Source organism: Actinosynnema sp. NPDC004786, assembly GCF_053601135.1.
The window spans coordinates 1-25,258 of the sequence record NZ_JBSGBG010000013.1 but is presented as its reverse complement, the minus strand read 5'-3'; the positions used below and the strand labels follow the sequence as shown (position 1 = coordinate 25,258).

Below are 25,258 nucleotides of genomic sequence, written 5' to 3'. Positions count from 1 at the left end.
GTGCACATCTTCCCCCGCGACTCCCCGTGCCCGCACGTGACCCCGCTGAGCCGAACGGAGCAATGCCGTCGAGCGGGGTCCGCGGGGCGTCCGGGGGCTACGGCCGGACCGGCGGCGGGGGCACCTCGACCAGGCTCCCGTCGGCCAGCAGGTCGCGCACCGAGGTCGCCAGGAAGTAGCCCGTGCCGCCGCCCGCCTGCCCGAACCACGGCACCGCGACGCCCTTGAGCGCGGGCACCGGCTTCTGCACCCGGTAGACGTGGTAGCGGCGGTTCAGCCAGTCCGGCGGCAGCGAGCGCTGCCCGAACGCGGTGCCGGCCGCGTAGACCAGGTTGCCGGTGTCCGCGCCGAACCGGTCCAGCTCGACGCCGACCGGCACGACCACGTCCTCGCGGTCGCGGAACAGCGACAGCGGCGGCTCGTCGGGCAGCGGCCGGATGTCCGCGACGGGCGCCACGAGCGCGCCCGTGTCGGCCGCGGCCGGGGTCCGGTCCACGTCCGCCCGCCACAGCAGTTCGGCCAGCAGCACCTTGGCCGCGTCCACGGCGTGCTCGTACACCCGCGGCCTGCCGTGCGGCCCCCGGCTGCCGTCCCAGAACTGGACCTGCCAGCCGGACGGGCCGGGCGCGGGTTCGAGCACCAGCGCGTCGGGTTTCGGCTCGACGATGCCGTACTCGGACTCGGCCACCCCGAAGTGGTCCAGCCGGGCCTTGAGGTGGTCCAGCGCGCGCCGGTCGGCGTCGGTGATCACGCGCGGCCGGTGCTCGGGCAGCGGCGCGCCCTGCGCCTGCCCGGTCGCCACGGCGGCGGCCGCCCGCTCCGCCTCCGGCCCGACCGGCGGCACGGCGTAGCCGTTGTCGCGGATGTGCTGCACGAGCTGCGGCACCGGGGGCACGTGGTGGCGGCGCAGGTAGTAGGCCACGCCGCCGGGCCACACCCAGACGCCGTCGGTGTGGAACGACAGCGGCACGGACGGCGTCGAGCCGGGGTCGAGCACGTCCGGGCCGTAGGAGCGCGCGGCCAGCACGACCGGCGCGTTCTCCAGGTAGGCCAGCACGTCGTCCAGCTCCTGCGGGTGCACGGCGGGCCGGTCGCGCACGACCGGGTCGGGCCCGTCGAACAGCGGCGCGGCGATCACTGCGGGGCCGACGCCCGGCCGCAGCCAGTCCGGGACCGCGTCGTCGTCGCGCGGGTACAGCTCCAGGTCCTCGGCCAGGTGCTCCGGGCCGGGCGGCTGCGTCCAGTCCGGCTCGCCGTCCCGGTCGAACTCGGCCGAGTACGTGTCGGGGTGCACCAGGCGGAACTTCATCGTGAACCACGTGCCGCGGCCCGGCCGCGCCATGCCGTCGCGCAGCCGCACGAAGAACGGCAGCGCCTCGGGCGGCAGCTCCCAGTCGAACGACGAGCCCCACATCGTCAGCCCGGAGACCTCCGTCTCCAGGTAGCGGCCCACCATCCGGAAGTCGACGGACAACTGCTCCCAGTCGCCGGGCAGGCGCTGCACCAGCAGGGTGGTGACGGAGCCGAGGATCGCGTTCTGGTCCTCGACGTCCAGCTGCGGCGCGGTCATGCGTTCTGCTCCTCGGTGCTCGGGCCCTTCGCGCCCTCGGCCGCCTCGACCAGCTTGGCGCGCAGCCAGTCGGGGACGAAGACCTCGTCGCGGGGGAAGACCTCCAGGTCGCGGGCGAAGTCCGCGGCCGGCACGGGCGGGTCGAACCGCGGGTCGTGGTCGAAGTTGTACGTGATGTCGATGCTCACCGGCGCGTTCACCACGCACCGGGCGGAGAACCACGTGCCGCGGCCGGGCTGGTAGAGCACCTGCCGCATCTCCTGGAACGCGGCGTTGAGCCCTTCGGGCGGCAGCACCTCGGGGGTGGAGCGGTCGGGCATGTAGACCTTCAGCACCGCGTCCTGCACCGCCACGGTCATCCGCACGAGCAGGTCGATCCGCCGGAAACCCCCCGGAGCAGCGTCCAGCAGCATGCCGCCGATGTGCTGGAGCAGCTCGTCGTGGCGCTGCTCAGAAGTCGGCCGGCCAGAGGGCTGCGTTGTGCTCATTCGGGTAGCTCCTGACGTAGATCTCGGTGGTGCCGTCGGCGAGCGTCACACGCCACCGCGTCTGGTGCGTGTGCGGGTGGCGTTGCAGGGGGTCGCGCAGGGCGAACGTGTCGATCAGCTCGACCGTACCGCCGGATCTCGCGAAGCCCGCGCGGTCCCGCTCCACCCGGTGCCAGGTCTCGGCCGTGACGAACGCGGGCCGCCCGTTGCCCTGGTTCTGGTCGCGCTGCCGGCTCGACCGGTTCGCCGCCTCCCCCGGACCACCGGTCTCGTTGCCCTGGTGGTGGCCGCCGTCGGCGTCCACCTCCCCGTGGCTGCCGACGTCGGACTGGGCGCCGCCGTCGCGGCGGATCGCGCCACCGGACCTCAGGTCCGGCCGGCCGGTCGTGGCGACGGTCTCGCCGTCGCCGTTGGCGCGCCCCCGCCACGCGTCGTCGTCGGCGACCAGCACCGCGTTGGGCAGCGGGTTGTTCAGGTCGGGGCTGAAGGGCCGGGAGGTGTGCACGTGCGAGGTCGAGCCGTCCGGGCCGGTCTGGAACGTGCCGTAGCCCTGCCCGCGGTGGTCGTCCAGCACGAACCGGGTGTCCGGCGGCAGGCCGGCGCGGGCGGCGAACGGGTCGGCGTTGCCGAACGGCCGCGTGACGGCCGCGCGCTGCTCCGGCGTCCAGCCGCCGGTGTCGCCGCCGACGACCTGCACCGAGTGCGCGTCCCCGTCGTCGGTCCTCGTGCGCCGCGCGGCCAGTTGCACCACGCCGTTGGCGGGCGTCGGCCAAGTGGCGGTCGGGCGCCGGGCCGGGCCGAGGCCGTAGAAGCCGTCGGACGTGACCTGCGCGTGCGCCGGGGCCTGGCCGATCTCGGCGTTGACCCGGCTGACGCTGGTGTCCCTCGGCAACTCCTGGCCGGTGCGGAAGTACGACTCGTGGTCGGCCAGTCGGACGTGCTGCTCGTGCGCGGTCCCGGGGGCGGACCAGGGCTGCTGGACCTGCGGCTCGATGTCGAGCCGGCCGCGGTGCGCCTGGTCGTCGGCGGTGGCGAGGTCGCCCCGGGGCTCGTGGCCGGGCGGCATCCCGCGCTCGCCGACCGGCGCGTGCGTGCCGTCGGGCTCGAACGCGTGCCAGCCGCCGTCCGGCGGGAGCTTCGGCCCGGCCCCGTCCGGGGAACTGGCGTAGACGTTGCCGTCCCGGTCGGACCAGGCGAGGGTGTCCGGCGCGACGACCCGCTGCCCGGTCTCGCGGGCGACGTGCGCGGCCAGGCTGTCCCCGCCGCCCGCGGCCGCGTCGCAGCCGACGAGCAGCAGCGGCCGGCCGGCGAGGTCCGGGTGGTGGGCGATGAGCTGGACGAGTTCCGCGCGGGTGTAGTGCGTGCCGCCGATGCGGACGCCGTCGCCGTCGGTGTGCACGTCGAGGACGGCGTGGCCGTCGGTGGCCGGGACGCGGGAGGCCAGGTCGCGGAGCCGGTCCTCCGCGTGCAGCGCGACGCCCGCGTCGGTGACCTGGCTGTTGCGGATCGCCTGGTCGACGCGCTGGGACACCTCGCCGAGCGGGATCGGGCCCTGGTGGGCGACCGGGCCGAGGTCGGGGTTCGGGGCGGTCGGCCCGTCACCGGGCACGTAGCCGTCGAACGCGCCGTTCCGGGCGTCGGCCACGCTGACCGGGTCGGGCGTGCGGACGTTGCCGTCCGCGTCGAACGTGCCGAAGTCGGGCGGCAGCACCCGGCCGTCCGCGGGTGGCGCGGCGACCTCGTGCAGCACGCCGAGGTCGACCAGCCGCTGGACGCTCATCTTGCCCGTGGACGGGTCCACGAGGTCGGCGTCGAAGACCGGCTGGAGCTGCCGCGCGCCGCCGTTCTGGTCGAACGCGGGGGCGACCCGGGCGAGTTCGACGGTGAGCGGGGCGTCCAGGACGTAGACGTGGTAGCCCTTGCCGAGGCTGTCCGGCATGATCGCGCGCTCGCCGAAGCCGTATGCCTCGCCGTCGGGGCGCAGGGGCGAGAGGAAGTCGCCGTTGGGGCTGCCGAAGCGGTCGAGGACGGTGCCGGCGGGCAGTTCCACGACCACCCGCGCGCCGTCCGCGCCCTGGTTCGGCGGCCAGTCGATGCTGCCGTCGGGCTTGGAGTGGGCGTCGCGGAAGGACTGGTAGTCGCCGTACGGGCCGTAGGGCTGGTAGGACGGCTCGATCAGGGCCGCGACGCGGTGGTCGTACGTGCCGACGGCCTGGTCGGTGGGGCCCGTGCTCTCGTGGACGGGGATGTAGTCACCGTCGGCGGAGAAGCCGGGGACGACGCCGGCCGGTTGCCCCCAGACGTTCTTGTGGGGGAAGGGATCCGTGCCGGTGCCGGTGTCCGTTCCGGCGTCGGCCTCGGCCGGCCATTCGTGGCTGGAGGCCGGGGTGTGCTCGTCACCGGGTTCGCCGACGAGATCCGCCGGCGCTTCCACTGCGTCGGTGCCGGGGTCCGCACCGGTGGTGTCGGCACCGGTCGTGTCGGCGCTGCTCGTGTCGGCGCTGGTCGTGTCGGCGAGATCCGACTTGGGCGAGTCCGCCGCGGGGCCGTCAGTGCTCGGCGTGGGTCCGTCCGCGCCGCGCGCGGCCGGCGCGGGATCGTCCGCGCGGATCGGGGCCGCGGACGTGGGTCGGGACGGGGACTCCGGAGCACGTGCGGGAGCCGCCGAGGCGTCCGGTCGCACGGGTGCGGCCGATGCGCCGGGCTGCGGTCCGAACCCGCCGGGCTGCGCCGGGATGGCGGGTGCCGGCGCGTGCGGCGGCGGAGCCGTCGGAGCCGGGCCGCGCTGCTCGGGCATCGACGCGGGACCGGTGGCCGGCAACGGCTCGGTCGGCAACCCGGTCAACGAACCGGCGGCCACCGCGTCGTTCCCCCGGGCGTGCTGATCGCCGGCGTTCTGATCGCGTTTGACCTGATCACGCTGAGGTTGATCGCGGTGGGTGGGCGCGGCGGACTCGGGTGTGAAGGCGTTGCCCGCCGCCGACGGCCCACGCGACCCACCGGCCGTGGTCGACGCACCGCCACCGGTCCCGGCGGCCATCGGCATGCCACCCAGAGGCGCGGAACCGACAGGCCCTGAACCCGCCGCTCCCGAACCAACCGGCCCCGCACTTGCCGGCGCAGAACCGGCCGGGGCGGACCCACCGGGAATTCCACCCGCCGGCGTCCCACCTCCGACAGAACCACCGACAGGCACGGCCCCCGGCACACCACCACCCGGCCGGACACCGGACCCGACCGACCCACCGTGCGGCGTCGCCGCCGGAGTCGCGCCCGACCCACCCGGCGCAGCACCGCCCACCCCGGGCGTGAACGCCGAACCACCCGGCACCGACCCACCGGCCGGCATCCCACCAGGCATCCGCGCCGCGGCACCGCCAGGAGCCGAACCGGGAACCGACCCCGCCGCCGAGCCGCCGGGTGTCGGACCGCCGGGTGTCGAACCACCGGGAACCGCACTGCCCGGGATCGCACGCCCCTGAACCGCACCGCCTGGAACCGCACCGCCTGGAACCGCACCGCCCGGAACCCCCGGCGTGGCCGGACCGGGCACCGATCCCAACCGGCTCCCGATCGACGGTCCGGCGGCGGCGACCGGCGCGGTCGGCACCGACGCCCCGCTCCGCCCACCGGGCGCACCGGCCGGAGCCCCGCCGACCACCGGAGGCGTCGAAGAACCGCCGGTCAGGGAACCGCCCGGGGAACCACCGGCCGGGGAATCCCCACCGACCGAGGGCACCGCGCCCACCCTGGGACCGGGCGCGGGCGGCGCGGCCACCGACGACGCCGCGGTCGCCCCGGCGGGCCGGTTCAGCCCGTCACGGCTCACCGGCGGACCACCGGGGGAACCGCCCGGCGAACCACCCGGCACCCCGCCGGGAACGGCACCCGGCACCGGTCCCACGTGCGGCGGCGCGCCGACCGGCGCACCGGGGTCGATCCGCGGCGCCTCGACGGAGATCCCGTCCTTCGCCCCGCCGACCCCGCCGGACACCGCGCCGGCCGACGCGCCCATCAGCACGTCCCGCGCCGAGATGTCCTGCCCGAGCGCCGCCGCCGTGCCGACCGTCGACACCGCGCCCTCGACCGCGCCCCGCGTCACGCCCGCGGCCACCTGCCCGGCCAACCCGCCGCCCTCGAACTTCAGCCCGCCCGACACACCGCCGACCACACCGGACACCACGCCCGACACGGCCGCCTCGGTCGTCTTGCCCCAGTCCCAGGACTCCCGGTCGCCGCGCGCCACCTGCACCGCCTGGATGGCCGCGTCGATGCCCACGGAGACGGCGACCTCGCGGAGGATCGCGATGACCAACTGCCGGAACGTGAACTGCACGACCAGCCGCGTCGCCTGCTGCGCGATCGGGATGCCCGCGGTGGACGCGCCGAACGTGCCGAACGCCGCGGCGACCAGCGCGGCGATCTCGATCGCCAGCGCGACCAGCGACGCGATGATCGACAGCTTGGTGTACTCCACCTCCAGCGCGGTGTTGTCGCAGCTGTCCGCCAACTGCTCGCAGATCTCCCGCAGCTTCGGCAGGTACGAGCCGTCGCCCTCGGTGAACTTGCGCCAGTACTCCTCGAACCGCTGCGCCGCCTCCCCGGTCTGGCTCGCGAGCACCGTGGACGCCGCGCCGTTGCCCTCGTCGATGACGGCCTGCACGCCCTGCGCGGCCGCGCGGTAGGCGTCGGCCATCCGCCGCAGCGCCGTCTCGTCCCCCTCCGGCCAGCTCTGCCCGACCACGATCGGGAACAGCCAGGTGACCTCGCCCGGGATCTCGATGCCCACCGCGTCACCCCTCAGTAAGTCCGGGAGATCCCGGTCGCGTTGCCCTCGTCGGACCCCTCGTAGGCGTCGGCGGTCTGCTCCACGCCGGTGCGGATGTCGGCCAGGGCGCGGGCGAGGTTGCCGAACGCCTCCAGCGTGGCCTGCGAGTTGGGCACGTACTGCCGGGCGAACGCCTGCCCCGACTCGTCACCGCCCCAGCACTGCCCCTCCGCCCGCAATGCCGAGTCCAACGCCCGCAGCACGCCGTCGAGCGAGTCGCCCGCCGCCCCGAACCGGCCCGCGCCGCTGCGCAGCCCGGACACGCTGACCTCGAACCCGCTCACCAGCCACTCCTGTCCATGACGCTGTCGCCGTCGTCGTCGCCGGGGGGCGGCGCGGGCCGACGTGGCGACGGCTCGGGCACGACAGGTGGTCGGGGGATGAGGTCGGCCAGCGACGGCACGCCGGGCAGCATCTCCGACAGGTCGATGCTCGGCCCCTGCCGCGCCGGTGCGAGCACCTCGTTCAGCTCCGTGCGGGCCTGGGCGACGGCCCGTCGCACGGTCTCGGTGGCGAGCCTGGCCAGCTTGTCGGGCGTGGTGCGCTCGAAGGCGTTGGCGGAGAACTCCAGGGACGTCAGCGCGCCGGCGGAGTCGACCGTGGCGCGGACCGCGCCGTCGTCGGACACCGCGGTCGCCGTGATCGCCATGGCCTTGGCCTGCGTCTCCCGCAGCTCGGCGGTCTTCTCCCGCAGTTCGCCCAGGAGGGAGTCGACCTGCTCGCGCATGGCCGCGTTCCGCGCCTCCAGCTCGGCCCGGCGTCCGGTCGGATCGGTCACAGCTGCCCCCTCTGCGCGCCACCCACCGGTGCTGACGCTCACCGGGGCGCGCGGGTTCCCACGGATATTCGACACCGGTTTGTCGGTCGACGGGGGCAGAGTGTCACCCGTGCTGCGTCCGTACCGAGAACTCGCCGCGATACCCCACCTGCCGCGGCTGCTGTTGTGGTCCATGGTGGGCCGCATCCACCTGCCCGGGACGCCGCTGGCGGTGTCGTTCCTGATAGCCGGGTGGACGGGCTCGTACGCCGTGGCGGGCGTGGTCGGCGGCGCGTTGACGCTCGGCATGGGCGTCGCGGGGCCGCTGCGCGGTCGGGCGGCGGACCGGAGCCCCGCCGGGCGGTTGTTGCTGGTCACTTCGGCCGGCTACGGGGTGGGCATCGCGGTGCTGGGCGTGCTGCCCGCCGTCCTGCCCGGCTCGGCGTGGCCGGTGGCCGTGGTGGTGGGGTTCGTGACCGGGTCGTTCACGCCGCCGGTGACCGCGATGAGCCGGGCGAGCTTCCCCCGGTTGGCGGCGGGGCCGGCGCAGTCCGCGGTGTACACCGTCGAGGCGTCCATGCAGGAGGTCATGTACATCGTCAGCCCGGCGCTGGCGGCGACCGTCGTGGCGGTGTGGAACGCGCAGGCGGCGCTGTGGCTGAGCGGTGCGCTGGCGGTGTTCGGCGCGCTCGGGTTCGGTGTCGCGTTGCGGCGGGCGGGGCTGGACCAGCCGGTGGCGCGCGAGGCGAAACCCGGTGGGCGGACGTTGCTGCGCGACGGGTCGCTGGTGTTGGCGCTGGTGACGGCGTTGTTCATGGTGGCGTCGCTGGTGTCGATCGACATGGTGATCATCGCGTGGGCGCGTGACCTGGGCAGTCCGGGGATGGCGGGTGTGCTGACGGCGGTGTGGGGCATCGGGTCGGTGGTCGGCGGGTTGATCGCGGGCGGGTTCGCCGGACCGGCGCGGTTCACCCGGCGGATGCTGGTCATGGCGCTGGGCATCGCGCCGCTGGTGCTGGTCCTGCCGCCGGTGCGGGAACCGTCGTCGGCGTGGTTGATCGGGCTCGTGCTGGGGGTGGGCGGGCTGGCGATCGCCCCCGCCATCGCGGCCAACAACCAGCGGATCAGCGGGCTCGCGCCGGACGACCGCAAGGCGGAGGCGTTCGGGTGGATGGGCACGTTCACCACGGCGGGGTCGGCGTTGGCGCTGCCCGTGGCCGGGTCGCTGCTGGACCACTTCGGGCCGGCCGCGGCGGCCGGGGCGAGCGCTGCGGCGGCGTTGCTGGGCGCGCTGCTGGCGAGCCGGGTGCGGAACCGGAGGGCGGCCTCGGTTGGGTGACAAAGTGCGCCTGATCGGCGGACTCCTCGCGTTCGTCGGCGGGGTGTTCCTGGCCGTGCAGGGGCGGTTGAACGGCGAGTTGGGGCACGTGTTCGGCGACGGGTTCCTGGCCGCGCTGGTGTCGTTCGGCGGCGGGTTCGCGTTGTTGCTGCTGGGCGTGCCGACGACGGCGGCCGGGCGGGCCGGTCTGGCCCGGCTGCGGGCGTCCCTGCGAACCGGGCGGATCCGCTGGTGGCAGTGCGTCGGCGGGGCGTGCGGGGCGTTCTTCGTGTCCGCGCAGGGGTTGACGGTCGCGGCGCTGGGCGTGGCGGTGTTCACCGTGGCGGCGGTGGGCGCGCAGGCGGTGAGCAGCCTGGCGGTGGACCGGGCGGGGATCGGACCGGCCGGCCGCGTGCCGCTGACCTGGCCGCGGGTGGCCGGTGCGGCGTTGGCCGTGGTGGCGGTCGCCGTGGCGGTGTCGGACGAGGTGGGCGGGGCGGGCGCGTTGTGGCTCGCGCTGCTGCCCGCGGCGGCCGGGATCGGCCTGGGCTGGCAGCAGGCGGTGAACGGGCTGGTCCGCGAGGCGGCGCGGAGCACGCGGGTGACCACGCTGGTCAACTTCGGCACCGGGACCGCCGTGCTGCTGGTCGTGTGCGCGGTGGACGTGGCGGTGCGCGGGCTGCCCTCGGTCGCGCCGGCCGAGCCGTGGTTCTACGCGGGCGGCGCGCTCGGGATCTGCACCATCGGCTCGGCCGTGCTGGCGGTGCGGTGGCTCGGGGTCCTGCTGGTCGGGCTGTGCCAGGTCGCCGGGCAGCTCGTCGGCGCGCTCGCGGTGGACGTCGTCGCTCCCGCCGCAGGTGGGCACGTGTCCGTGACCGCCTTGGTCGGCACGGCGTTGACGCTGATCGCGGTGGTGGTCGCCGCGTTGCCCGGCCGGCGGTGATGAGAGGATGAGGCACGTGACTGCGACGATCCTCAACGGCAGGGCCACCCGGGACGCGATCTTCGAAGACCTGCGCGCGCGGGTCGCCGCGTTGCGCGAGCGGGGGGTGACGCCGGGGCTGGCCACCGTGCTGGTCGGTGACGACCCGGGTTCGCACTCGTACGTGCGGGGCAAGCACCTGGCCTGCGAGAAGGTCGGCATCACGTCGATCCGCCGCGACCTGCCCGCGGACACCACGCAGGAGCAGCTCGAAGCGGTCATCGACGAGCTGAACGCGGACCCGGCGTGCACCGCGTACATCGTGCAGCTGCCGCTGCCCAAGCACCTCGACCCCAACCCGGTCCTGGAGCGCATCGACCCGCGCAAGGACGGCGACGGGCTGCACCCGGTCAACCTGGGCAAGCTGGTGCTCGGCGACGAGGCGCCGCTGCCCGCCACGCCGCGCGGCGTGGTCGAGCTGCTGCGCCGCTACGACGTGCCGCTGTCCGGGGCGAACGTGACCGTGGTCGGGCGCGGGGTGACGGTCGGTCGACCCATCGGGCTGCTGCTGACCCGCCGGTCGGAGAACGCCACCGTGACGTTGTGCCACACCGGCACCAAGGATCTCGCCGCCGAGGTGCGACGGGCGGACATCGTGGTCGCGGGGGCGGGCAGCCCCGGGCTGATCACGGCGGACATGGTGAAGCCCGGCGCGGCCGTGGTCGACGTCGGCATCACCCGCACCGAGGCCGGCCTGGTGGGCGACGTGCACCCGGCCGTGGCCGAGGTGGCCGGGTTCCTCGCGCCGATCCCGGGTGGCGCGGGTCCGATGACCATTGCGATGCTGCTGACCAACACGGTCGAGGCAGCCGAGCGCGCGGTCGCGACGGCCTGAGGCGGGAGCGGTGGAGCTGTTGCCGGAGCAGCGCTGGCGGTCGGCGGCGGGCAAGCACCTGCCGTTCGCGCTGGTGCTGGGCGTCGTCGGGTTGGGTCTCGTGCGGATCGTGCAGTACCACTGGCGGCAGGGCGCGGTGCTGATCGGCGTCGCGCTGCTGATCGCGGCGCTGCTGCGGGTGCTGGTGACCGACGAGCAGGCAGGGTTGATCGCGATCCGGAGCCGCAGCGTGGACGCGCTGCTGTACAGCGGGTTGGGGTTCGCCGTGATCTTCGTGGCGATGACGATCATCGGCGGCCCGTTCGACCGCTGACCCGCACCTGGTCTCGCCCGCACCCGATCGCTCCCGTGCCGGGTGTCGCCGACGCCCACCGGTGCCCGGTCGCGCCGTCGCCCGGTCGCCTGCCTGCGCCGGCGCCCGAGTCGGGAGCCTTCGCCCGGTCGCGTCTGTCGCCCGATGACGCCTACGTCCGGTCGACCAACGCCGAGATCAGCTTGTTCATCTCCTCCTCGGGCAGCACGTCGGGCAGGGTCAGCCGCTCCACCATCAGCCCGCTCATCGCCAGGTAGAGCGACACGACCGTGGTGCGGTCGCCGGGCAGGCCGGCGTCCAGGTGGAACTGGATGTTCTGCTCCAGGTTGTCGCTGATCGTCTTGGTCAGCGCGGCCTGGAGTTCGGGCCGCCTGGTCGCCTCCAGCCGCAGCTCCAGCAGCGCCAGGTAGCCCGTGCGGTCGACCTGGAGCCGTTCGAGCAGCTCCTGCAACAGCCGCACCACGAGGCTCTTGTCCGGCGGCCCGGACATCGTCTCCGCCAGCCGCTGCGCGTCCGGCGTGAGCCGCACGTGGATGTGCTCGCCGACCTGCCGGAGCAGGTCGTCACGACTGGCGAAGTAGTTCGACGCGGTGCCGTTGGGCACCCCGGCCTCCTGGTCCACCGCGCGGAACGTGAGGCCCCGCGCACCGTCCCTGGCCAGCACTTCGATGGCCGCGTCGACAAGCGCGGTACGCCTGGTCGGGTTACGCACCATGATCCCTCCTTGACAACCACTGCGGCCATAGTACTACAGTCGCAGTGGTTCCACCCGACTCGACCAAACGGAGGACACGATGCGAAACCTCACCTACTTCGTCGCCACCTCGCTCGACGGCTTCATCGCCGACCCGAAGGGCGGTTTCGGCGACTTCCTGTTCGAGGGCGACCACATGACGGCCCTGTTCGAGGAGTACCCCGACACGTTGCCCGCGCAGTTGCGGGAGGCGATGGGCATCGACGCGCCGAACAAGAACTTCGACACGGTGGTGATGGGCCGCGCCACCTACCAGGTGCCGGGCGGCCTGCCGAGCCCGTACCCGCACCTGCGGCAGTACGTGGTGTCGACCAGGCTCAGCACCGCGCCACCGGACGTCGAGGTCGTCGGCGACCCACTGACCAAGGTCCGCGAACTGAAGGAGGAGGCGGGCCTGGGCATCTGGCTGTGCGGCGGCGGCAGGCTGGCGGCCACCCTCCTGCCGGAGATCGACGAACTGGTCCTCAAAGTCCACCCGATCGTGTTGGGCAAGGGCATCCCCCTGTTCGCCGGCGAGTTCCCGACGACCCGCTTCGCCAAGGCCTCGACCAGAACCTTCGACACGGGCGTCGTCTTCACCAGCTACACCAAGGCAGACGCCTCCTAACCCCAACAACCCGCCCCTACCTCCGTCTCCACCCCAACCGCCGCCCTACCGGCCGCTCGAACCCCCTGCGCCCAGCCGAACCGAGCGCACGTCGCCCTTCCCCCTGCCACCAACCCGCTCCCTCCAGCCCGGCCCTGCTCTGCCCGCCCTGCCTACGAACCCTCAGGCCAGTTACCCGAGGCGCACCCCCCATCGGAACGGGCTGGCAGAGCAGGTCGGTCGCCGGTAGACGGGTTAGTGACCAAGCGAACCTGCAGCACCGGAGACCTCGTGACCAACGGGGCGGCAGCGGGGCGGTTCGACCTGACCGACGCGCAGTGGGCGCTGTTGCGACCTCTGCCACCTGTCGGCGTGAAGCCGGGCCGTCCGCCGAAGTGGAGCAAACAGCAGTCGATCGACGGCATTCGGCGGTGGGGTGCAGGTCGGTGTCCCGTAGCGCGACATCCCGCCCGTCTACGGGTCTTGGCAGACCGACCGTCTACGGGTTGTTCCGCCGCCGGCAGCGGGCCTGGGTCCGGCAACGGGTGCTGATCGCATTGCAGGCCCGTGCCGAGACCGACGGGGCTGATCGTGTGGGACGTGTCGGTGGATTCGACGATCATGCGGGCACCGGCACGCCGGTACCCGCAAAAGGGAACCCGCGGGTCGAACCGCCCGACACCTCGACCAGCGGGACCGAGCCCGACGATCGCGGGTTGGGCCGGTCGCGGGGCGGGTGGACCAGCACGCTGCACCTGGCCTGCGGGCAGGGCCGCCGTCCGTTGCCGCTGCTGCTTACCACCGGTCAGCGGGGTGACAGCCCGCAGTTCACCCCTGTGATCGAGGCGATCCGGGTGCCCCGACCGGGTGGCGGCCGGGCTCGCACCCGCCCGGATCGGGTGCCGGCGGACGCGGCCTACAGCTCGGAGGCCAACCGCGCCTACCTGCGCCGCCGCAGGTATCGCCCAACCCCGGGGCCAGACCGCCCACCGCAAGGCCAAGGCTCCACCGGTGGGCGACCACCGGCGTTCGGCAAGGAGATCTACAAGCAGCGTCACGCTGTCGAGTGCGGCATCGACCTGTTCAAGCAGCACCGGGCGTGGCCACGCGATACGACAAGTTCGCCGTTCGCTACCAGGCCACCGTCCACATCGCCGCCATCGACATCTGGCTGCGCCACGTGCAAGACACGACCCAGGCGCGGCCGGCCGTGGCGGGTCGGGCAGGGCACGGCGGCTCGGGCAGGGCTGCGGCAGGTGGTTGGAGCTGTAAGAGAGGTGGTGTGAAGGAGGTGGTGTGGTTCATCGGAAGTCCCGAGAGCGGGAGGGGATGCGCAGGTCGAGGTGTTGCAGGCGTTCGGCGCGGATGCTGATCACGCCTTCCGCCGACTCGACCACGCCCCTGACGAGCAGGGCGGGGCTGGTTCGGGCCACTTTGCGGTAGCGGGCCCACAGGCCCGTGGTGCAGACGACGTTGACCATGCCCGTCTCGTCCTCGATGTTGAGGAACGTGACACCGCCCGCCGTCCCGGGGCGTTGCCGGTGGGTCACCGCGCCACCGATCAGCACCCTGGTGCCGTTCGGCACCTTGGCCAGCTCGGCCGTGGGCAAGGCACCGAGGCTGGCCAGCCGCTCCCGCACGAACTCGGTCGGGAAGCTGTCCGGTGACAGGCCCATCGCCCACACGTCCGCGACGGCCAGCTCGACCTCGTCCATGCCGGGCAGGGCCGGGGCGTCGGTGCCGACCACGGTGCCGGGCAGGCGGTCGGGGCGGATCTTCGCCACGGCACCCGCCGACCACAGCGCGGCACGCCGGTCGAGGCCGAAGCAGCCGAACGCGCCCGCGGTGGCCATGGCCTCCACCTGCGCGGTGGTCAGGCGGACCCGCGCACCGAAGTCCGCCATGTCCCGGAACGGGCCGGCCTCCCGTTGCGCGACCACGCTTTCGGCGACCTCTTGACCAATGGTCCGGATGCCGCCCAGGCCGATGCGCACGGCCTGCTCGCCGTCCACCGACTCGAGGGTGGCGTGGGCGAGGCTGGCGTTCACGTCGGGCCCCAGCACGCGCACGCCGTGGCGGCGGGCGTCGGCGACCAACGACTGAGGGGAGTAGAAGCCCATGGGCTGAGCACGCAACAACGCCGCGCAGAACGCGGCCGGGTGGTAGAGCTTGAACCAGGCGCTGACGAACACGAGGTGCGCGAAGCTGAGCGCATGGCTCTCCGGGAAGCCGAAGTTGGCGAACGCCAACAGCTTCGCGTAGATCTTCTCGGCCGGCTCGTGACCGATGCCGTTGGCCAGGGCACCTTCGTAGAAGCGCTCGCGGAGGCGTTCCATGCGGTGCGTGGAGCGTTTCGCGCCCATGGCGCGCCGCAGCTCGTCGGCCTCGGCGGGGCTGAAGTCGGCCACGTCGACGGCGATCTGCATCAGCTGTTCCTGGAACAGCGGCACGCCGAGCGTCTTCTTGAGCGCGCCCTCCAGCAGGGGGTGGTCGTAGTCCCACTTCTCCTTGCCGTTGCGCCTGCGGATGTAAGGGTGCACCGAACCGCCCTGGATGGGGCCGGGGCGGATCAGCGCCACCTCCACCACCAGGTCGTAGAACGTCCGCGGCTTGAGCCGGGGCAGGGTGGCCATCTGGGCACGGCTCTCCACCTGGAAGACACCGACCGAGTCGGCGCGTTGCAGCATCTCGTAGACGCGCTGGTCGTCCAGGTCGAGGTTGCCGATGTCGACCTCGACGCCCTCGTGCTCGCGCACCAGGTCGATGGCGTAGTGCAACGCGGAGAGCATGCCCAGCCCGAGCAGGTCGAACTTGACCAACCCGATGGAGGCGCAATCGTCCTTGTCCCACTGCAACACCGTGCGGTCGGTCATCCGGGCCTTCTCCACCGGGCACACCTCGCTGACCGGACGGTCGCAGATGACCATGCCGCCGGAGTGGATGCCGAGGTGGCGCGGGAAGTTCTCCAGCTCTGCGGCCAGCTCCAGGACCGGGCGCGGTATTCCGCCTTCGTCCACTGTGGACCTCAGCGGCCCCCAGCGGTCGATCTGCTTGCTCCACGCGTCCTGCTGGCCGACCGAGTAGCCGAGCGCCCGCGCCACGTCCCGGATCGCCGACCGGCCGCGGTAGCTGATGACGTTGGCGACCTGGGCGGCGTGGCGTCGGCCGTACTTGCGGTAGACGTACTGGATGACCTCCTCGCGGCGGTCGGACTCGATGTCGAGGTCGATGTCGGGCGGGCCGTCGCGGGCCGGGGCCAGGAAGCGCTCGAAGAGGAGGTCGAAGCGGACCGCGTCGACGTTGGTGATGCCGAGGGCGTAGCAGACGGCGGAGTTCGCGGCCGACCCGCGGCCTTGGCAGAGGATGTCGTTGCGCCGGCAGAACGACACGATGTCGTGCACGACGAGGAAGTAGCCGGGGAAGTTCAGCTCCTCAATGATCTTCAGCTCGTGCTCGACCTGTCGGTACGCCCTGGGGTTCTCGCCGATCGAGCGGTAGCGGCGGGCCGCGCCCTCGTAGGTCAGCTCACGCAGGTAGCTGTTCTCGTCGTGGCCGGGCGGCACGTCGAACGGCGGCAGTTGCGGCGCGATCAGCTTGAGGTCGAACTGGCACTGCATGCCGAGCACGGCCGACCGGTGGACCGCGCCGGGGAACCGGGCGAACCGGCGGGCCATCTCCTCCCCCGACCGCAGGCACGCCGTGCGGCCGGGCGGCAGCCAGCCCGCCATCTCGTCCAGGCTGCGCCGCGCCCGCACCGCCGCCATCGCCGCCGCCAACCGGCCGCGCGCGGGCACCGCGTAGTGCACGGCGTTCGTCGCCACGGTCGGCAGCCCCAGCTCGTGGGCCATGCCCCAGAGCAGGTCGTTGCGCGGGCCGTCCTCGGGGTAGCCGTGGTCGGTCAGCTCCACGAACACCCGGTCCGCCCCGTACAGGTCGACCAGCTCGCGCAACCGGGCGAACGCCGCCTCCGGCCCTTCCCGCGCCAACGCCCGCCGCACCGCGCCCTTGCGGCAGCCGGTGAGCACAACGCAGTCGTCCCGGGTGTCCGCGACGACCTCCTCCAGCCGGTAGACCGGCCGCCCCTTCTCGCTGCCGTCCGCCAACTGACCGGTGGTGATGGTGCGGCACAACGCGTGGTAGCCGTCGCTGTTGGTGGCCAGCAGGAGCAGGTGCTCGCCCTCCGGGTCGGGTTCCCCGGTCCGCGGCGTGGACAGCCCGAGGCTCAGCTCGGTGCCGAACACCGTCCGCACGCCCAGCTCCTTGGCGGCCTCGGCGAACCGCACCACCCCGTACATGCCGTCGTGGTCGGTCAGCGCCACCCCGTCCAGCCCGAGCTGCTGCGCCGCCTCCACCAGCTCCTCCGGGTGGCTCGCGCCGTCGAGGAAGCTGAAGTTGGAGTGGCAGTGCAGCTCGACGTACGGCACGCGGGCGCGCGTGGCCCCGAGGTCGTCCACCTTGACCGCGAAGTCGGGCGGCGCTTCGTAGCGCTCGCGGCGGTGCGTCCACGCCGGGCTGTCGCCGCCGTCCGGTGCCGGTGGCTTCCCGGACAGCGCGCGCTCCAGCTCCGACCAGCGGACCGGGGGGTTGTTCCAGCCCATCAGCGCGGCTCGTCCCCACGCGGCTCGTGCCGGCGCGGATCATCCCGATGGGGCTCGTGCCGGGACGGGTTCCGGCGCGACTCGTCCCGAGGGGCCTCGTGGCGGGACGGGTTCCGGGGCGACTCGTCCCGAGGGGCCTCGTGGTGGGGCGGGTTCCGGGGCGACTCGTCCCGGGGGGCCGCGTGGCGGGGCGGGTTCCGGCGTGGTTCGTCCCGGGAGGCCGCGTGGCGGGACGGGTTCCGGCGTGGTTCGTGCCGGGGCGGCGAGTCGTCGAGGGCTCGCCGGGGTGTCGGGATCGTCGGCTCCGCCGGGGGCAGTCGCGCCGGGAGCCAGCCGAAGCTCACCACGTAGGCCGGTCCGCCGCGCTGCTCCGGCACGTCGGGAGATCCGGCGCAGCCGTCCAGCCACTCGGCCAGACCACGACGGTCCGGCTCGGGAACGTCACCGCTCATCAGTCGTACACCCCTTCCACCGCCCACTTGCCTCCCGCGCGGATCAGCAGGAACGCCTGTTCCTCGCCGTCCGCCGCGGCTCCCAGCACCTGCAGTCGGGCACCGCGCATCGCGGTCTCCGCGTCCCACCAGCGCTCGTCCACCGGCCACGGCCCCGACCACGCCACGACCTGCCGCGCCCGACCGCCGTGCACGATCCGGTGCGGCCGCACGACCAGTTCGGCGTAGCCGGTGACCACCACGTCCGCGCCCGACTCGTCCAGCAGCGCGACCGGTTCGGGCTCGGCGAACACCGTCGCGGGCGACGGCGCGGGCAACTGCCCCGGCCACGGTTCGCCCGGGTCGGCCGCCGGGGTGCGCTCGTCGCCCCACGGCACCAGCCGCACCCGCTCGACCGGCCCGCGACCGCCGCCGAGCACGGGTGTGAGCACGGCGTCCGGCCCGAGCAGGCCCTGGACGTGCACCATCGCGCGGGCCGCGCGTTCCGCCGCCTCGCCCTGGTCCCGGCCCGCGCCCGGCCACAGGCCCAGTTGCAGGGCGGTGGCGTCGACCACCTCCTCCGGGTCGAGGCGGAGCAGGTGGATGCCGGACGTGAGCCGGGTCCGGGTGAGCCAGCCGTCGAGCTGCCAGCGGACCCGGTCCGCGATGCCCTGCGGGGTGAGCGGTTCGGCGCAGCGCCACACCCGGTGCAGCTCCTCGCCGTTCTCGGTGGTGGCCCGGATGCCGAGGCGGGTGCAGGCCAGGCCGCGGTCGGCGAGGCCCGCGTGCAGGCGTTCGGCGAGGCCCCTGGCCGCGAACGCCGCCGCGTCGACCCGGTCGATCGGCGGGTCGAGGTCCCGGGTGACGGACAGCTCGGGTGGCGGGCGGCGTCGGGACCGGGGACGTTCCTCCAGGCCGGAGGCCAGCCGGTGGGCGAGCGCGGCGGCGCGGCCGAAGCGGGTCGCGACGTCCCGCTCGGGCACGGCGGCGAACGCGCCCAGGGTGCGCAGGCCGAGGCGGCACAGCAGGTCGACCAGCTCGGCCCGGTCCGCGCGGTGCTCGGCGGGCTGGTCCAGCTCGGTGATGCCCAGCGGCGCGAGGAACTCCCTCGTCGCGCCGGGCGGCACGATCAGCCCGCGGTGCGCGGCCAGGGTCGCCGCGAACAGCCCGTCGGCGAACCCCACCTGCGCCTCCACCCCGGCCCGCACCGCGACGTGGTCGACCAGGCGCTCGGCGGCCAGCTCGGCGGACGAGTAGTAGCCGACCGGCCCCTTCGCCGCGACCACCACCAGCCCTGGCCGGACCACCTCGATGCCGGGCGCGAGTTCCTCCACCGCCGCCGCGACCGGTTCGAAGCGGCGGGCGTCGCGGACCTCGTCGTACTCGAAGACGACCAGCTCGGGGCACTGCCCCTGGGCCGCGCGGCGCCGCATCCCGCGCCGCACCCCTTCGGCACGCGCGACCGCCGAGCAGGCCACGATTTCACCCGATCTGACGACGGCGGCAGGCAGGTGGGGCGGGTGCGACGCCTCGGCGGAGGCCGCCACCACCGGCCAGTCGGGACACCAAACGGCAAGCGTGTACAGGAGTTCACCTCTTCGGGGAGTCGGGTTGGCGGAGGGTCACGCCGCCTCGGCGACGGGGAACGCGGGCGGGACGACGGCTAACAGCGATCGGCCAACGGTTCGCCACGGCAAGGGATCCGCAGGCGGCAGCGAACCCTCCACGGCCGCCGGCGGCGACGGATCCGCGGTCGGCGAGAGATCCGCCGGCGGCGCAAGCGGGAGGGCGGCAGGCGGTGGTCGCAAGGGAGCTGCGGTCGGCGGGGCCGATGGGCCGGCGGACCGCGGCGCGGGTTCGCCGCTCAGCGCGGGTCCGCCGGCCAACGCGGACTCGCCGCTCAACGGAGGAGCGCCGTTCAGCGCAGGAGCACTGGCCAACGGAGGAGCACCGTTCAGGGCAGGAGCGCCGGTCAACGGAGAAGCGCCGGCCAACGCGGGAGCACCGGCCAACGGAGGAGCACCGGTCGGCGCAGGAGCGCCCGCCGACGGAGGAGCGGTGGTGGGGACCGGGACCAGGGAGGGCTTCGGTGGGGTCGGGGCGGTGGTGCCGGGTAGCAGGAAGGTGGTCTGCCGGGGGCGCGCGGCGGCTCCGCGGCCGGTTGCCCGGACGGTGATGGTGCGGGTGGTCAGCAGGCCGTGACCGGCCTCCAGGCCGGACCACCGGGCGGAGGTCGCGGTCAGTTCCACGTCCGCGCCCGGCCACGGGATGGTGAAGGGCAGCAGGACCGACTTGCGGTTGCGGGTCCTCGCGGCGAGCTTGCGGGCGGTCGCCGGGGTGACCGGTGTGGCCACCGCGACCAGGTCGAACCCGTCCAGCAGCGCGGCCACGGTCTTCTCGACCTCGCCCTGGTCCCGACCCGGGCGGGGAACCAGGGCCAGCCGGTGGACGGCCACGCCCAACTCGGCCGCCGCGAGCGCCCCGCACCCCGGCAGGCCGACCACGGCCGCCCAACAGCCTTCCGCCGTCGCCTCGGCCACCAGCGCGAGCAGCAACGATGTCGCCCCGCGCACCGACACCGTGCTGCCCCGCCTCAGGCCGCCCCACGGGAGGAGCCCTGCCAGTTCCCCGCGAACCGGCAGGGTCCGAGCCGGTGCCGCGGTCAGCTCGCCGGCCGCGCCTACCCCGAGCGCGGTCAACGTCGCCGTTGCCGACCTGGACACCCGCCCTCCTCCCAACCGATCCGCGCGCACCCCTGTGCGCGGATCGCCGTGGGAAGTTCGGCGACCTTTGCCTCTCGAACACCTGTTCGAACGACGGGTCGATCTTATCGCGAAGGAACCACCCGCTGTCAATGCCGGCGAGGTCCCCGATCGGGTGGCCGGCAGACTGCTCCGCGCGCACCGACCGCACCACGGGGGGAACCGTGAACGCACCTCAGGACCCGCAGAACCCGCAGTACCCGCCCCAGCCCCGGCCGAATCCCGGTTACGCGCCCCAACCCGGCTACGGCCCGCCGGATCCCCGGCAGCACGCCGGGTACGGCCCGCCACCGGAGTTCCGGCAGCCGGGGTTCGAGCAGACCGCGGTCCAGCAGCCCGGGGCTCAGCAGCCGGCGTTCCAGCAACCCGGCTTCCAGCCGCCGGGGCAGCCCGGGTTCCCGCACCAGCCGGGCGCGTACGGTCCGCCCGGGAAGAACCGCACCGGCCTGGTCGTCGGCATCGCGATCGGCGTCGTCGCGCTCGTCGTGGCCGGCGTCTTCGGCTCGATGTACCTGGAGTACGTCGAGGAGCCCGGCGGCGGACCGGGCACCGAGCCGATCGCCGGCTGCGAGCTGAGCGCCGACCTCAGGTCACAGGCCCGCGTCAGCAGCTTCCGCCTCATCCAGGCCCCGACCGACGCCAGGAAGGGCATGAAGCAGAGCCACTGCGCGTGGGAGCAGACCGCGGGCAGGGACGGTCGCGACCCGCGCCGCCTCAGCTTCCTCGTCTACGACTTCACCACGTTCTCCGACAAGCCCGACCGCAACGTCGAGCAGGCCCACGGCAACTACACGAGCTTCATGTCCTACGCCAACGGCGAGCAGGCCAAGGTCATCGACGACCTCGGCGACGAAGCGATGATCATCATCCCGGCCTCGCCGACCGACCTGACCGAGGTGAACCTCGTCGTCCGCAAGGGCACGGTCGTGTGGAACATCCGGTACCAGGGCCGCGACAAGGGCTTCTTCTCCGACTCGGCGTTCCCCGTCGCCGACGCCGAGGCGGTCGCCCGCCGCACGGCCGAGGAGCTGACCTCCCGCTGACGCGGAACGGCCCGGGGCTCCCCGCACGCGCGAGGAGCCCCGGGACCGACGGAACTAGTGCGCGAAGTGGCGCGTGCCGGTCAGGTACACCGTCGCGCCGGCCGCCTCCGCCGCCGCGATCACCTCGGCGTCACGCACCGACCCACCGGGCTGCACGACCGCGCGCACACCGGCCTCCAGCAGCACCTCCAACCCGTCCGGGAACGGGAAGAACGCGTCCGACGCCGCCACCGCGCCCCGCGCCCGGTCGCCCGCGCGCGCGACCGCCAGCCGGGCCGCGTCGACCCGGTTGACCTGCCCCATGCCCGCGCCGACCGTCGCGCCGCCGGACGCCAGCAGGATCGCGTTCGACTTCACCGCCCGGCACGCCCGCCACGCGAACGCGAGGTCGGCCAGCCCTTCCTCGTCCAGCGGCGTGCCGCACGCCAACGTCCACTTGGCCGGGTCGTCGCCCTCGGCCTCGATGGTGTCCGCCGTCTGCACCAGCAACCCGCCCGACACCGCGCGCATCTCCAGGCCGCCGCGCTCGGGCGCCGGCGCGACCAGGATGCGGATGTTTTTCTTGCGCGTGAGCACGTCCACCGCGCCGTCGGCGTACGACGGCGCGATGATCACCTCGGTGAAGATCTCCGCGACCTGCTCGGCCATCTCCAGCGTCACCTCGCGGTTGGCCGCGATCACGCCGCCGAACGCGCTCACCGGGTCGCACGCGTGCGCGTTGCGGTGCGCCTCGGCGATCGCGCCGGGACCGTCCACCCGGGACACCGCGATGCCGCACGGGTTGGCGTGCTTGATGATCGCCACGCACGGCAGCTCGTGGTCCCACGCCGCGCGCCACGCGGCGTCCGCGTCCACGAAGTTGTTGTAGGACATCTCCTTGCCGTGCAGCTGCTGCGCCGTCGCGAGCCCCGTGCGCCCGTCGCCCCGCGTGTAGAGCGCGGCCCGCTGGTGCGGGTTCTCGCCGTAGCGCAGCACCTGCTTGCGGTCCCACGTCGCGCCGACCCAGCCGGGGAAGCCCGAACCCTCGTCGTCGGGGGCCACCACGCCGCCCAACCACGACGCCACGGCCACGTCGTAGGACGCGGTGTGCCGGAACGCGTCCACGGCCAACCGCTGCCGGTCCGCCAACGTGAACCCGCCGGCCGCGACCTGCTCCAGCACCCACGAGTACCGCGACGGGTCCACCACGACGGCCACGCTGGCGTGGTTCTTCGCCGACGCGCGCACCATGGCGGGCCCGCCGATGTCGATCTGCTCCACGCACTCGTCCGCCGACGCGCCCGACGCCACGGTCTCGGTGAACGGGTACAGGTTCACCACGAGCAGGTCGAACGGCTCGATGCCCAGTTCCCGCAGCTTCGCCACGTGCTCCTCGCGCCGGGTGTCGGCGAGCAGGCCCGCGTGCACGCCGGGGTGCAGCGTCTTCACCCGCCCGTCCAGCGCCTCCGGGAACCCGGTGACCCGCTCGACCGGCGTGACCGGCACGCCCGCGTCGGCCAGCGCGCGCGCCGTGCCGCCGGTGGAGACGATCTCGACCCCGGCCGCGTGCAGGCCGGTGGCCAGTTCCAGCAGCCCCGACTTGTCGGAAACCCCGATCAGGGCCCGGCGAACCGGTCGCCTCTCGGCAGGAGTGGTCACGGGATGCTCACCTTTCGTCCGTTCACGGTGCAGCCCTCGCGGGCCAGGCGGGCGACCACGTCGACCAGCAGCCGCCGCTCCACCACCTTGATGCGCTCGTGCAGGCTCTCGACGTCGTCGTCATCGGCGACGACGACCGCCTCCTGGGCCAGGATCGGGCCGGTGTCCACCCCGCCGTCCACCAGGTGCACGGTCGCGCCGGTCACCTTCACGCCGTAGTCGACGGCGTCGCGGACGCCGTGCGCGCCGGGGAACGCGGGCAGCAGCGCGGGGTGGGTGTTGACCATCCGGCCGCCGAAGCGGGCCAGGAAGGCGGGTCCGAGGATCTTCATGAACCCGGCGGAGACCACCAGGTCCGGCTCGTGGGCCGCGACCGCGTCGGCCAGGGCGGTGTCCCACGCGTCGCGGTCGGCGTGGTCGCGCAGCTTGACCGCGAAGCCGGGGACGCCGGCGCGCTCGGCGCGGCTCAGCCCCTCGATGCCGTCGCGGTCCGCGCCGACGGCGACGACCTCGACCGGGTAGCCGGGATCGGCCGCCGCGTCCAGCAGCGCCTGCAACAGCGTGCCGGAACCGGAGACGAGGACGACGACCCTGGCGGGGACGGGAAGCCGGAGTGTGGTCGCGGCGCTCAGCGTGCTCTCCTTGCCGGTTACTGTCACAGCAGCTCAAGAGCAGCCTAGGCGTTGCCTACCGGGGCTTGTCGGCCAGGTCCGGGTCGGCGTCGCCGGGCTCGTCGTCCGGGCCGTCGCCGTCGTCGTCCCGGTCCGCTTCGCCCTCCTCGTCCGACCCGTCCTCCTCCGATCCCTCGTCCGAGTCATCGTCCGGCTCGTCCTCGAACTCCTCCTCGAGGTCGTCGTACTCGTCGAGGTCGTGGTCGAACTCGTCGTCGTCCTCTTCCTCTTCGAACTCCTCCTCGAGTTCTCCCTCTTCCTCGTCGTACTCGACTTCCTCGTCGTCTTCGTCGTAGTCCTCGTCGTCAGCGGGCTCGTCGTCGGCGACGTCCGCCGCGACCTCGTCCACGACGGGGGCCACCACGCGCGGCGGCCGGGGCCCGGCGAACCACGCCACGACCCCGCCCGGCACGGCCACCCAGGCGAACGTGAGCACGGCCAGCAACCCGGCCGGGACGGTGACCGGGTCGAACGCCCCGCCGCCCAGCGCGCCACCGGACACCGCGGCCAGCACCAACATGCCGACGCCCGCGGTGACCGCCGCGACCAGCACCGCGCGCACCCGCGACCGGGGCGTGCCGGCGGCGTCGCGCAGCGACAGCCCGACGAGCACACCGACCACCCCCGGCAGCACCAGCACCAGCGGCAGGTAGCCGGCCTGCTCCTCCGGCAACGCGGCCAGCAGCGGCACGGCGGGCACCGGACCGCCGACGAACTCCAGCGGCCCGACGACCACCGGCCCGATCGAGAACCCCGCGCCCACCACGTACGACAGCGCGCCGACCACCGCGTTCGGCAGGTACGCCAGGCACAGCAGCCAGATGCCCAGGCCGGTGCCGATCGTGCCGCCGCTCTGGTCGAACAGCGAGGCGGTGGTCGGCCAGGAGAGCACCAGGCCCAGCGCCAGCACCAGCGCGCCCGCCGCCGCCAGCGCGAACAGCGCCGACGCGCCCGCGCGCAACCCGCGCCGCGCCACCGGGTCGACCCGCTCGAACACGACCTCCACCAGGCCGCAGCGCTGCGCGACCCCGGCGACCGCCGCGACCCCGGACACCACCGCGCACCCGAAGAACGCCACCGCGGGCGTCGCGCGGACCGGGCCTTCGTCGCCCATCAGGAACGCGATCACGCTGCCCACCACGGCGTGCGCGCCCGCGATGCCGAACACCACCGACCGCGCCTGCAACGGCTCGAACAGCCCCAGGCGGTCCGCCGCGCCCGCCGCCGCCCGGTACACCAGCAGCATGACCAGCACCGTGGGCAGCAGCGGCAGCAGGCCGAGCTGCCCGCCGTCGAAGCGCAGCGGCACGTGGTGCGCGACCAGCCAGCCCGGCGCGGCCGCGGTGAGCACGCCCGTGGTGGAGAACGACGCGTGCGCGGCCGTCGAGGAGACCAGCGCGAGGAGGGCGGCGACGCCCGCGTAGCCGATCACCACCGATCCGACCGCGGTCATCGTGAGCACCCGCACGCGTTCGGCGCGGGAGAACTCGGGCGGTCGGACGGAGTCCGCCACGACGCCGTGCGAGGTCGTTTGCTGCACCGACATCCTCCCACTGTCCCAGTAGCGGTGAGCCGTTCGGGCGAGACGCGCCGGGCACGCGAAGAGGGGTGGTTCGTGCCAGGTCTCCTCCAGCCGGCGGCGGAACACCGTGCTCCACAGCAGCTCCACCCCTCCCTGCGGAGG

Annotated in this window: 19 protein-coding genes; 7 read left to right on the top strand and 12 right to left on the bottom strand. The window is 74.0% G+C overall.

What is annotated here, in order from left to right; translation table 11 throughout:
- Positions 1–97: 97 nt before the first annotated feature.
- From ACWEFJ_RS13820 to ACWEFJ_RS13800, 5 genes are read right to left on the bottom strand one after another with little or no spacing between them, the layout of a single operon-like run.
- On the bottom strand, positions 98–1,570 hold the full coding sequence (locus tag ACWEFJ_RS13820) for a TNT domain-containing protein (RefSeq protein WP_449713938.1): 1,473 nt from the start codon (positions 1,568–1,570) through the stop codon (positions 98–100).
- A complete protein-coding gene (locus ACWEFJ_RS13815) occupies positions 1,567–2,058 on the bottom strand; it encodes a hypothetical protein (protein ID WP_378083309.1) in 492 nt (163 codons plus the stop codon). The genes ACWEFJ_RS13820 and ACWEFJ_RS13815 overlap by 4 nt, the downstream gene beginning before the upstream one ends.
- A complete protein-coding gene (locus tag ACWEFJ_RS13810) occupies positions 2,021–6,847 on the bottom strand; it encodes a WXG100-like domain-containing protein (protein ID WP_449713937.1) in 4,827 nt (1,608 codons plus the stop codon). The genes ACWEFJ_RS13815 and ACWEFJ_RS13810 overlap by 38 nt, the downstream gene beginning before the upstream one ends.
- An 11-nt stretch (positions 6,848–6,858) precedes the next feature.
- Positions 6,859–7,170, bottom strand: a complete 312-nt coding sequence (locus tag ACWEFJ_RS13805; RefSeq protein ID WP_378083305.1) for a WXG100 family type VII secretion target — start codon at positions 7,168–7,170, stop codon at positions 6,859–6,861.
- A complete protein-coding gene (locus ACWEFJ_RS13800; RefSeq protein WP_449713936.1) occupies positions 7,167–7,664 on the bottom strand; it encodes a YbaB/EbfC family nucleoid-associated protein in 498 nt (165 codons plus the stop codon). The genes ACWEFJ_RS13805 and ACWEFJ_RS13800 overlap by 4 nt, the downstream gene beginning before the upstream one ends.
- 109 nt (positions 7,665–7,773) lie before the next feature.
- Between ACWEFJ_RS13800 and ACWEFJ_RS13795 the strand changes: the two genes are divergently transcribed.
- From ACWEFJ_RS13795 to ACWEFJ_RS13780, 4 genes are read left to right on the top strand one after another with little or no spacing between them, the layout of a single operon-like run.
- A complete protein-coding gene (locus ACWEFJ_RS13795; protein ID WP_378083301.1) occupies positions 7,774–8,982 on the top strand; it encodes an MFS transporter in 1,209 nt (402 codons plus the stop codon).
- Positions 8,975–9,904, top strand: coding sequence for a DMT family transporter (locus ACWEFJ_RS13790; protein WP_449713935.1), 930 nt, complete (start codon positions 8,975–8,977; stop codon positions 9,902–9,904). The genes ACWEFJ_RS13795 and ACWEFJ_RS13790 overlap by 8 nt, the downstream gene beginning before the upstream one ends.
- 16 nt (positions 9,905–9,920) lie before the next feature.
- The gene (locus ACWEFJ_RS13785; protein WP_378083296.1) at positions 9,921–10,778 is read left to right on the top strand and encodes a bifunctional methylenetetrahydrofolate dehydrogenase/methenyltetrahydrofolate cyclohydrolase; all 858 of its coding nucleotides are present in this window, start codon (positions 9,921–9,923) and stop codon (positions 10,776–10,778) included.
- Between the two features lie 19 nt (positions 10,779–10,797).
- A complete protein-coding gene (locus tag ACWEFJ_RS13780) occupies positions 10,798–11,091 on the top strand; it encodes a DUF3017 domain-containing protein (RefSeq protein WP_378083383.1) in 294 nt (97 codons plus the stop codon).
- 151 nt (positions 11,092–11,242) lie between these two features.
- Here the strand turns inward: ACWEFJ_RS13780 and ACWEFJ_RS13775 are convergent, their stop codons facing one another.
- The gene (locus ACWEFJ_RS13775) at positions 11,243–11,806 is read right to left on the bottom strand and encodes a TetR/AcrR family transcriptional regulator (protein WP_449713934.1); all 564 of its coding nucleotides are present in this window, start codon (positions 11,804–11,806) and stop codon (positions 11,243–11,245) included.
- A gap of 79 nt (positions 11,807–11,885) precedes the next feature.
- Between ACWEFJ_RS13775 and ACWEFJ_RS13770 the strand changes: the two genes are divergently transcribed.
- Positions 11,886–12,452, top strand: coding sequence for a dihydrofolate reductase family protein (locus ACWEFJ_RS13770; RefSeq protein WP_378083293.1), 567 nt, complete (start codon positions 11,886–11,888; stop codon positions 12,450–12,452).
- A 317-nt stretch (positions 12,453–12,769) separates the two neighbouring features.
- Complete coding sequence (locus tag ACWEFJ_RS13765) at positions 12,770–13,717, top strand: transposase (protein WP_449713933.1); 948 nt, start codon at positions 12,770–12,772, stop codon at positions 13,715–13,717.
- Between the two features lie 15 nt (positions 13,718–13,732).
- Here the strand turns inward: ACWEFJ_RS13765 and ACWEFJ_RS13760 are convergent, their stop codons facing one another.
- From ACWEFJ_RS13760 to ACWEFJ_RS13750, 3 genes are all read right to left on the bottom strand, one after another.
- Positions 13,733–17,029, bottom strand: a complete 3,297-nt coding sequence (locus ACWEFJ_RS13760; RefSeq protein WP_449713932.1) for an error-prone DNA polymerase — start codon at positions 17,027–17,029, stop codon at positions 13,733–13,735.
- Between the two features lie 451 nt (positions 17,030–17,480).
- Complete coding sequence (locus ACWEFJ_RS13755) at positions 17,481–19,046, bottom strand: DNA polymerase Y family protein (protein ID WP_449714014.1); 1,566 nt, start codon at positions 19,044–19,046, stop codon at positions 17,481–17,483.
- Positions 19,047–19,082: 36 nt separating this feature from the next.
- A complete protein-coding gene (locus tag ACWEFJ_RS13750) occupies positions 19,083–20,183 on the bottom strand; it encodes a hypothetical protein (RefSeq protein ID WP_449713931.1) in 1,101 nt (366 codons plus the stop codon).
- 203 nt (positions 20,184–20,386) lie between these two features.
- Here ACWEFJ_RS13750 and ACWEFJ_RS13745 point away from each other — a divergent pair, with 203 nt between their 5' ends.
- The gene (locus ACWEFJ_RS13745; RefSeq protein WP_449713930.1) at positions 20,387–21,265 is read left to right on the top strand and encodes a hypothetical protein; all 879 of its coding nucleotides are present in this window, start codon (positions 20,387–20,389) and stop codon (positions 21,263–21,265) included.
- Between the two features lie 54 nt (positions 21,266–21,319).
- Here the strand turns inward: ACWEFJ_RS13745 and purH are convergent, their stop codons facing one another.
- The 3 genes from purH to ACWEFJ_RS13730 form a co-directional block, all read right to left on the bottom strand.
- A complete protein-coding gene (gene purH / locus ACWEFJ_RS13740) occupies positions 21,320–22,903 on the bottom strand; it encodes a bifunctional phosphoribosylaminoimidazolecarboxamide formyltransferase/IMP cyclohydrolase (protein ID WP_449713929.1) in 1,584 nt (527 codons plus the stop codon).
- Entirely contained in the window at positions 22,900–23,535 is a 636-nt protein-coding gene (gene purN, locus ACWEFJ_RS13735; RefSeq protein WP_449714013.1) for a phosphoribosylglycinamide formyltransferase, read from the bottom strand. Before purN ends, purH begins: the two co-directional genes overlap by 4 nt.
- Before the next feature lie 55 nt (positions 23,536–23,590).
- A partial coding sequence (locus tag ACWEFJ_RS13730) for a cell division protein PerM (protein WP_449713928.1) occupies positions 23,591–25,258 on the bottom strand: 1,668 nt, incomplete at its 5' end.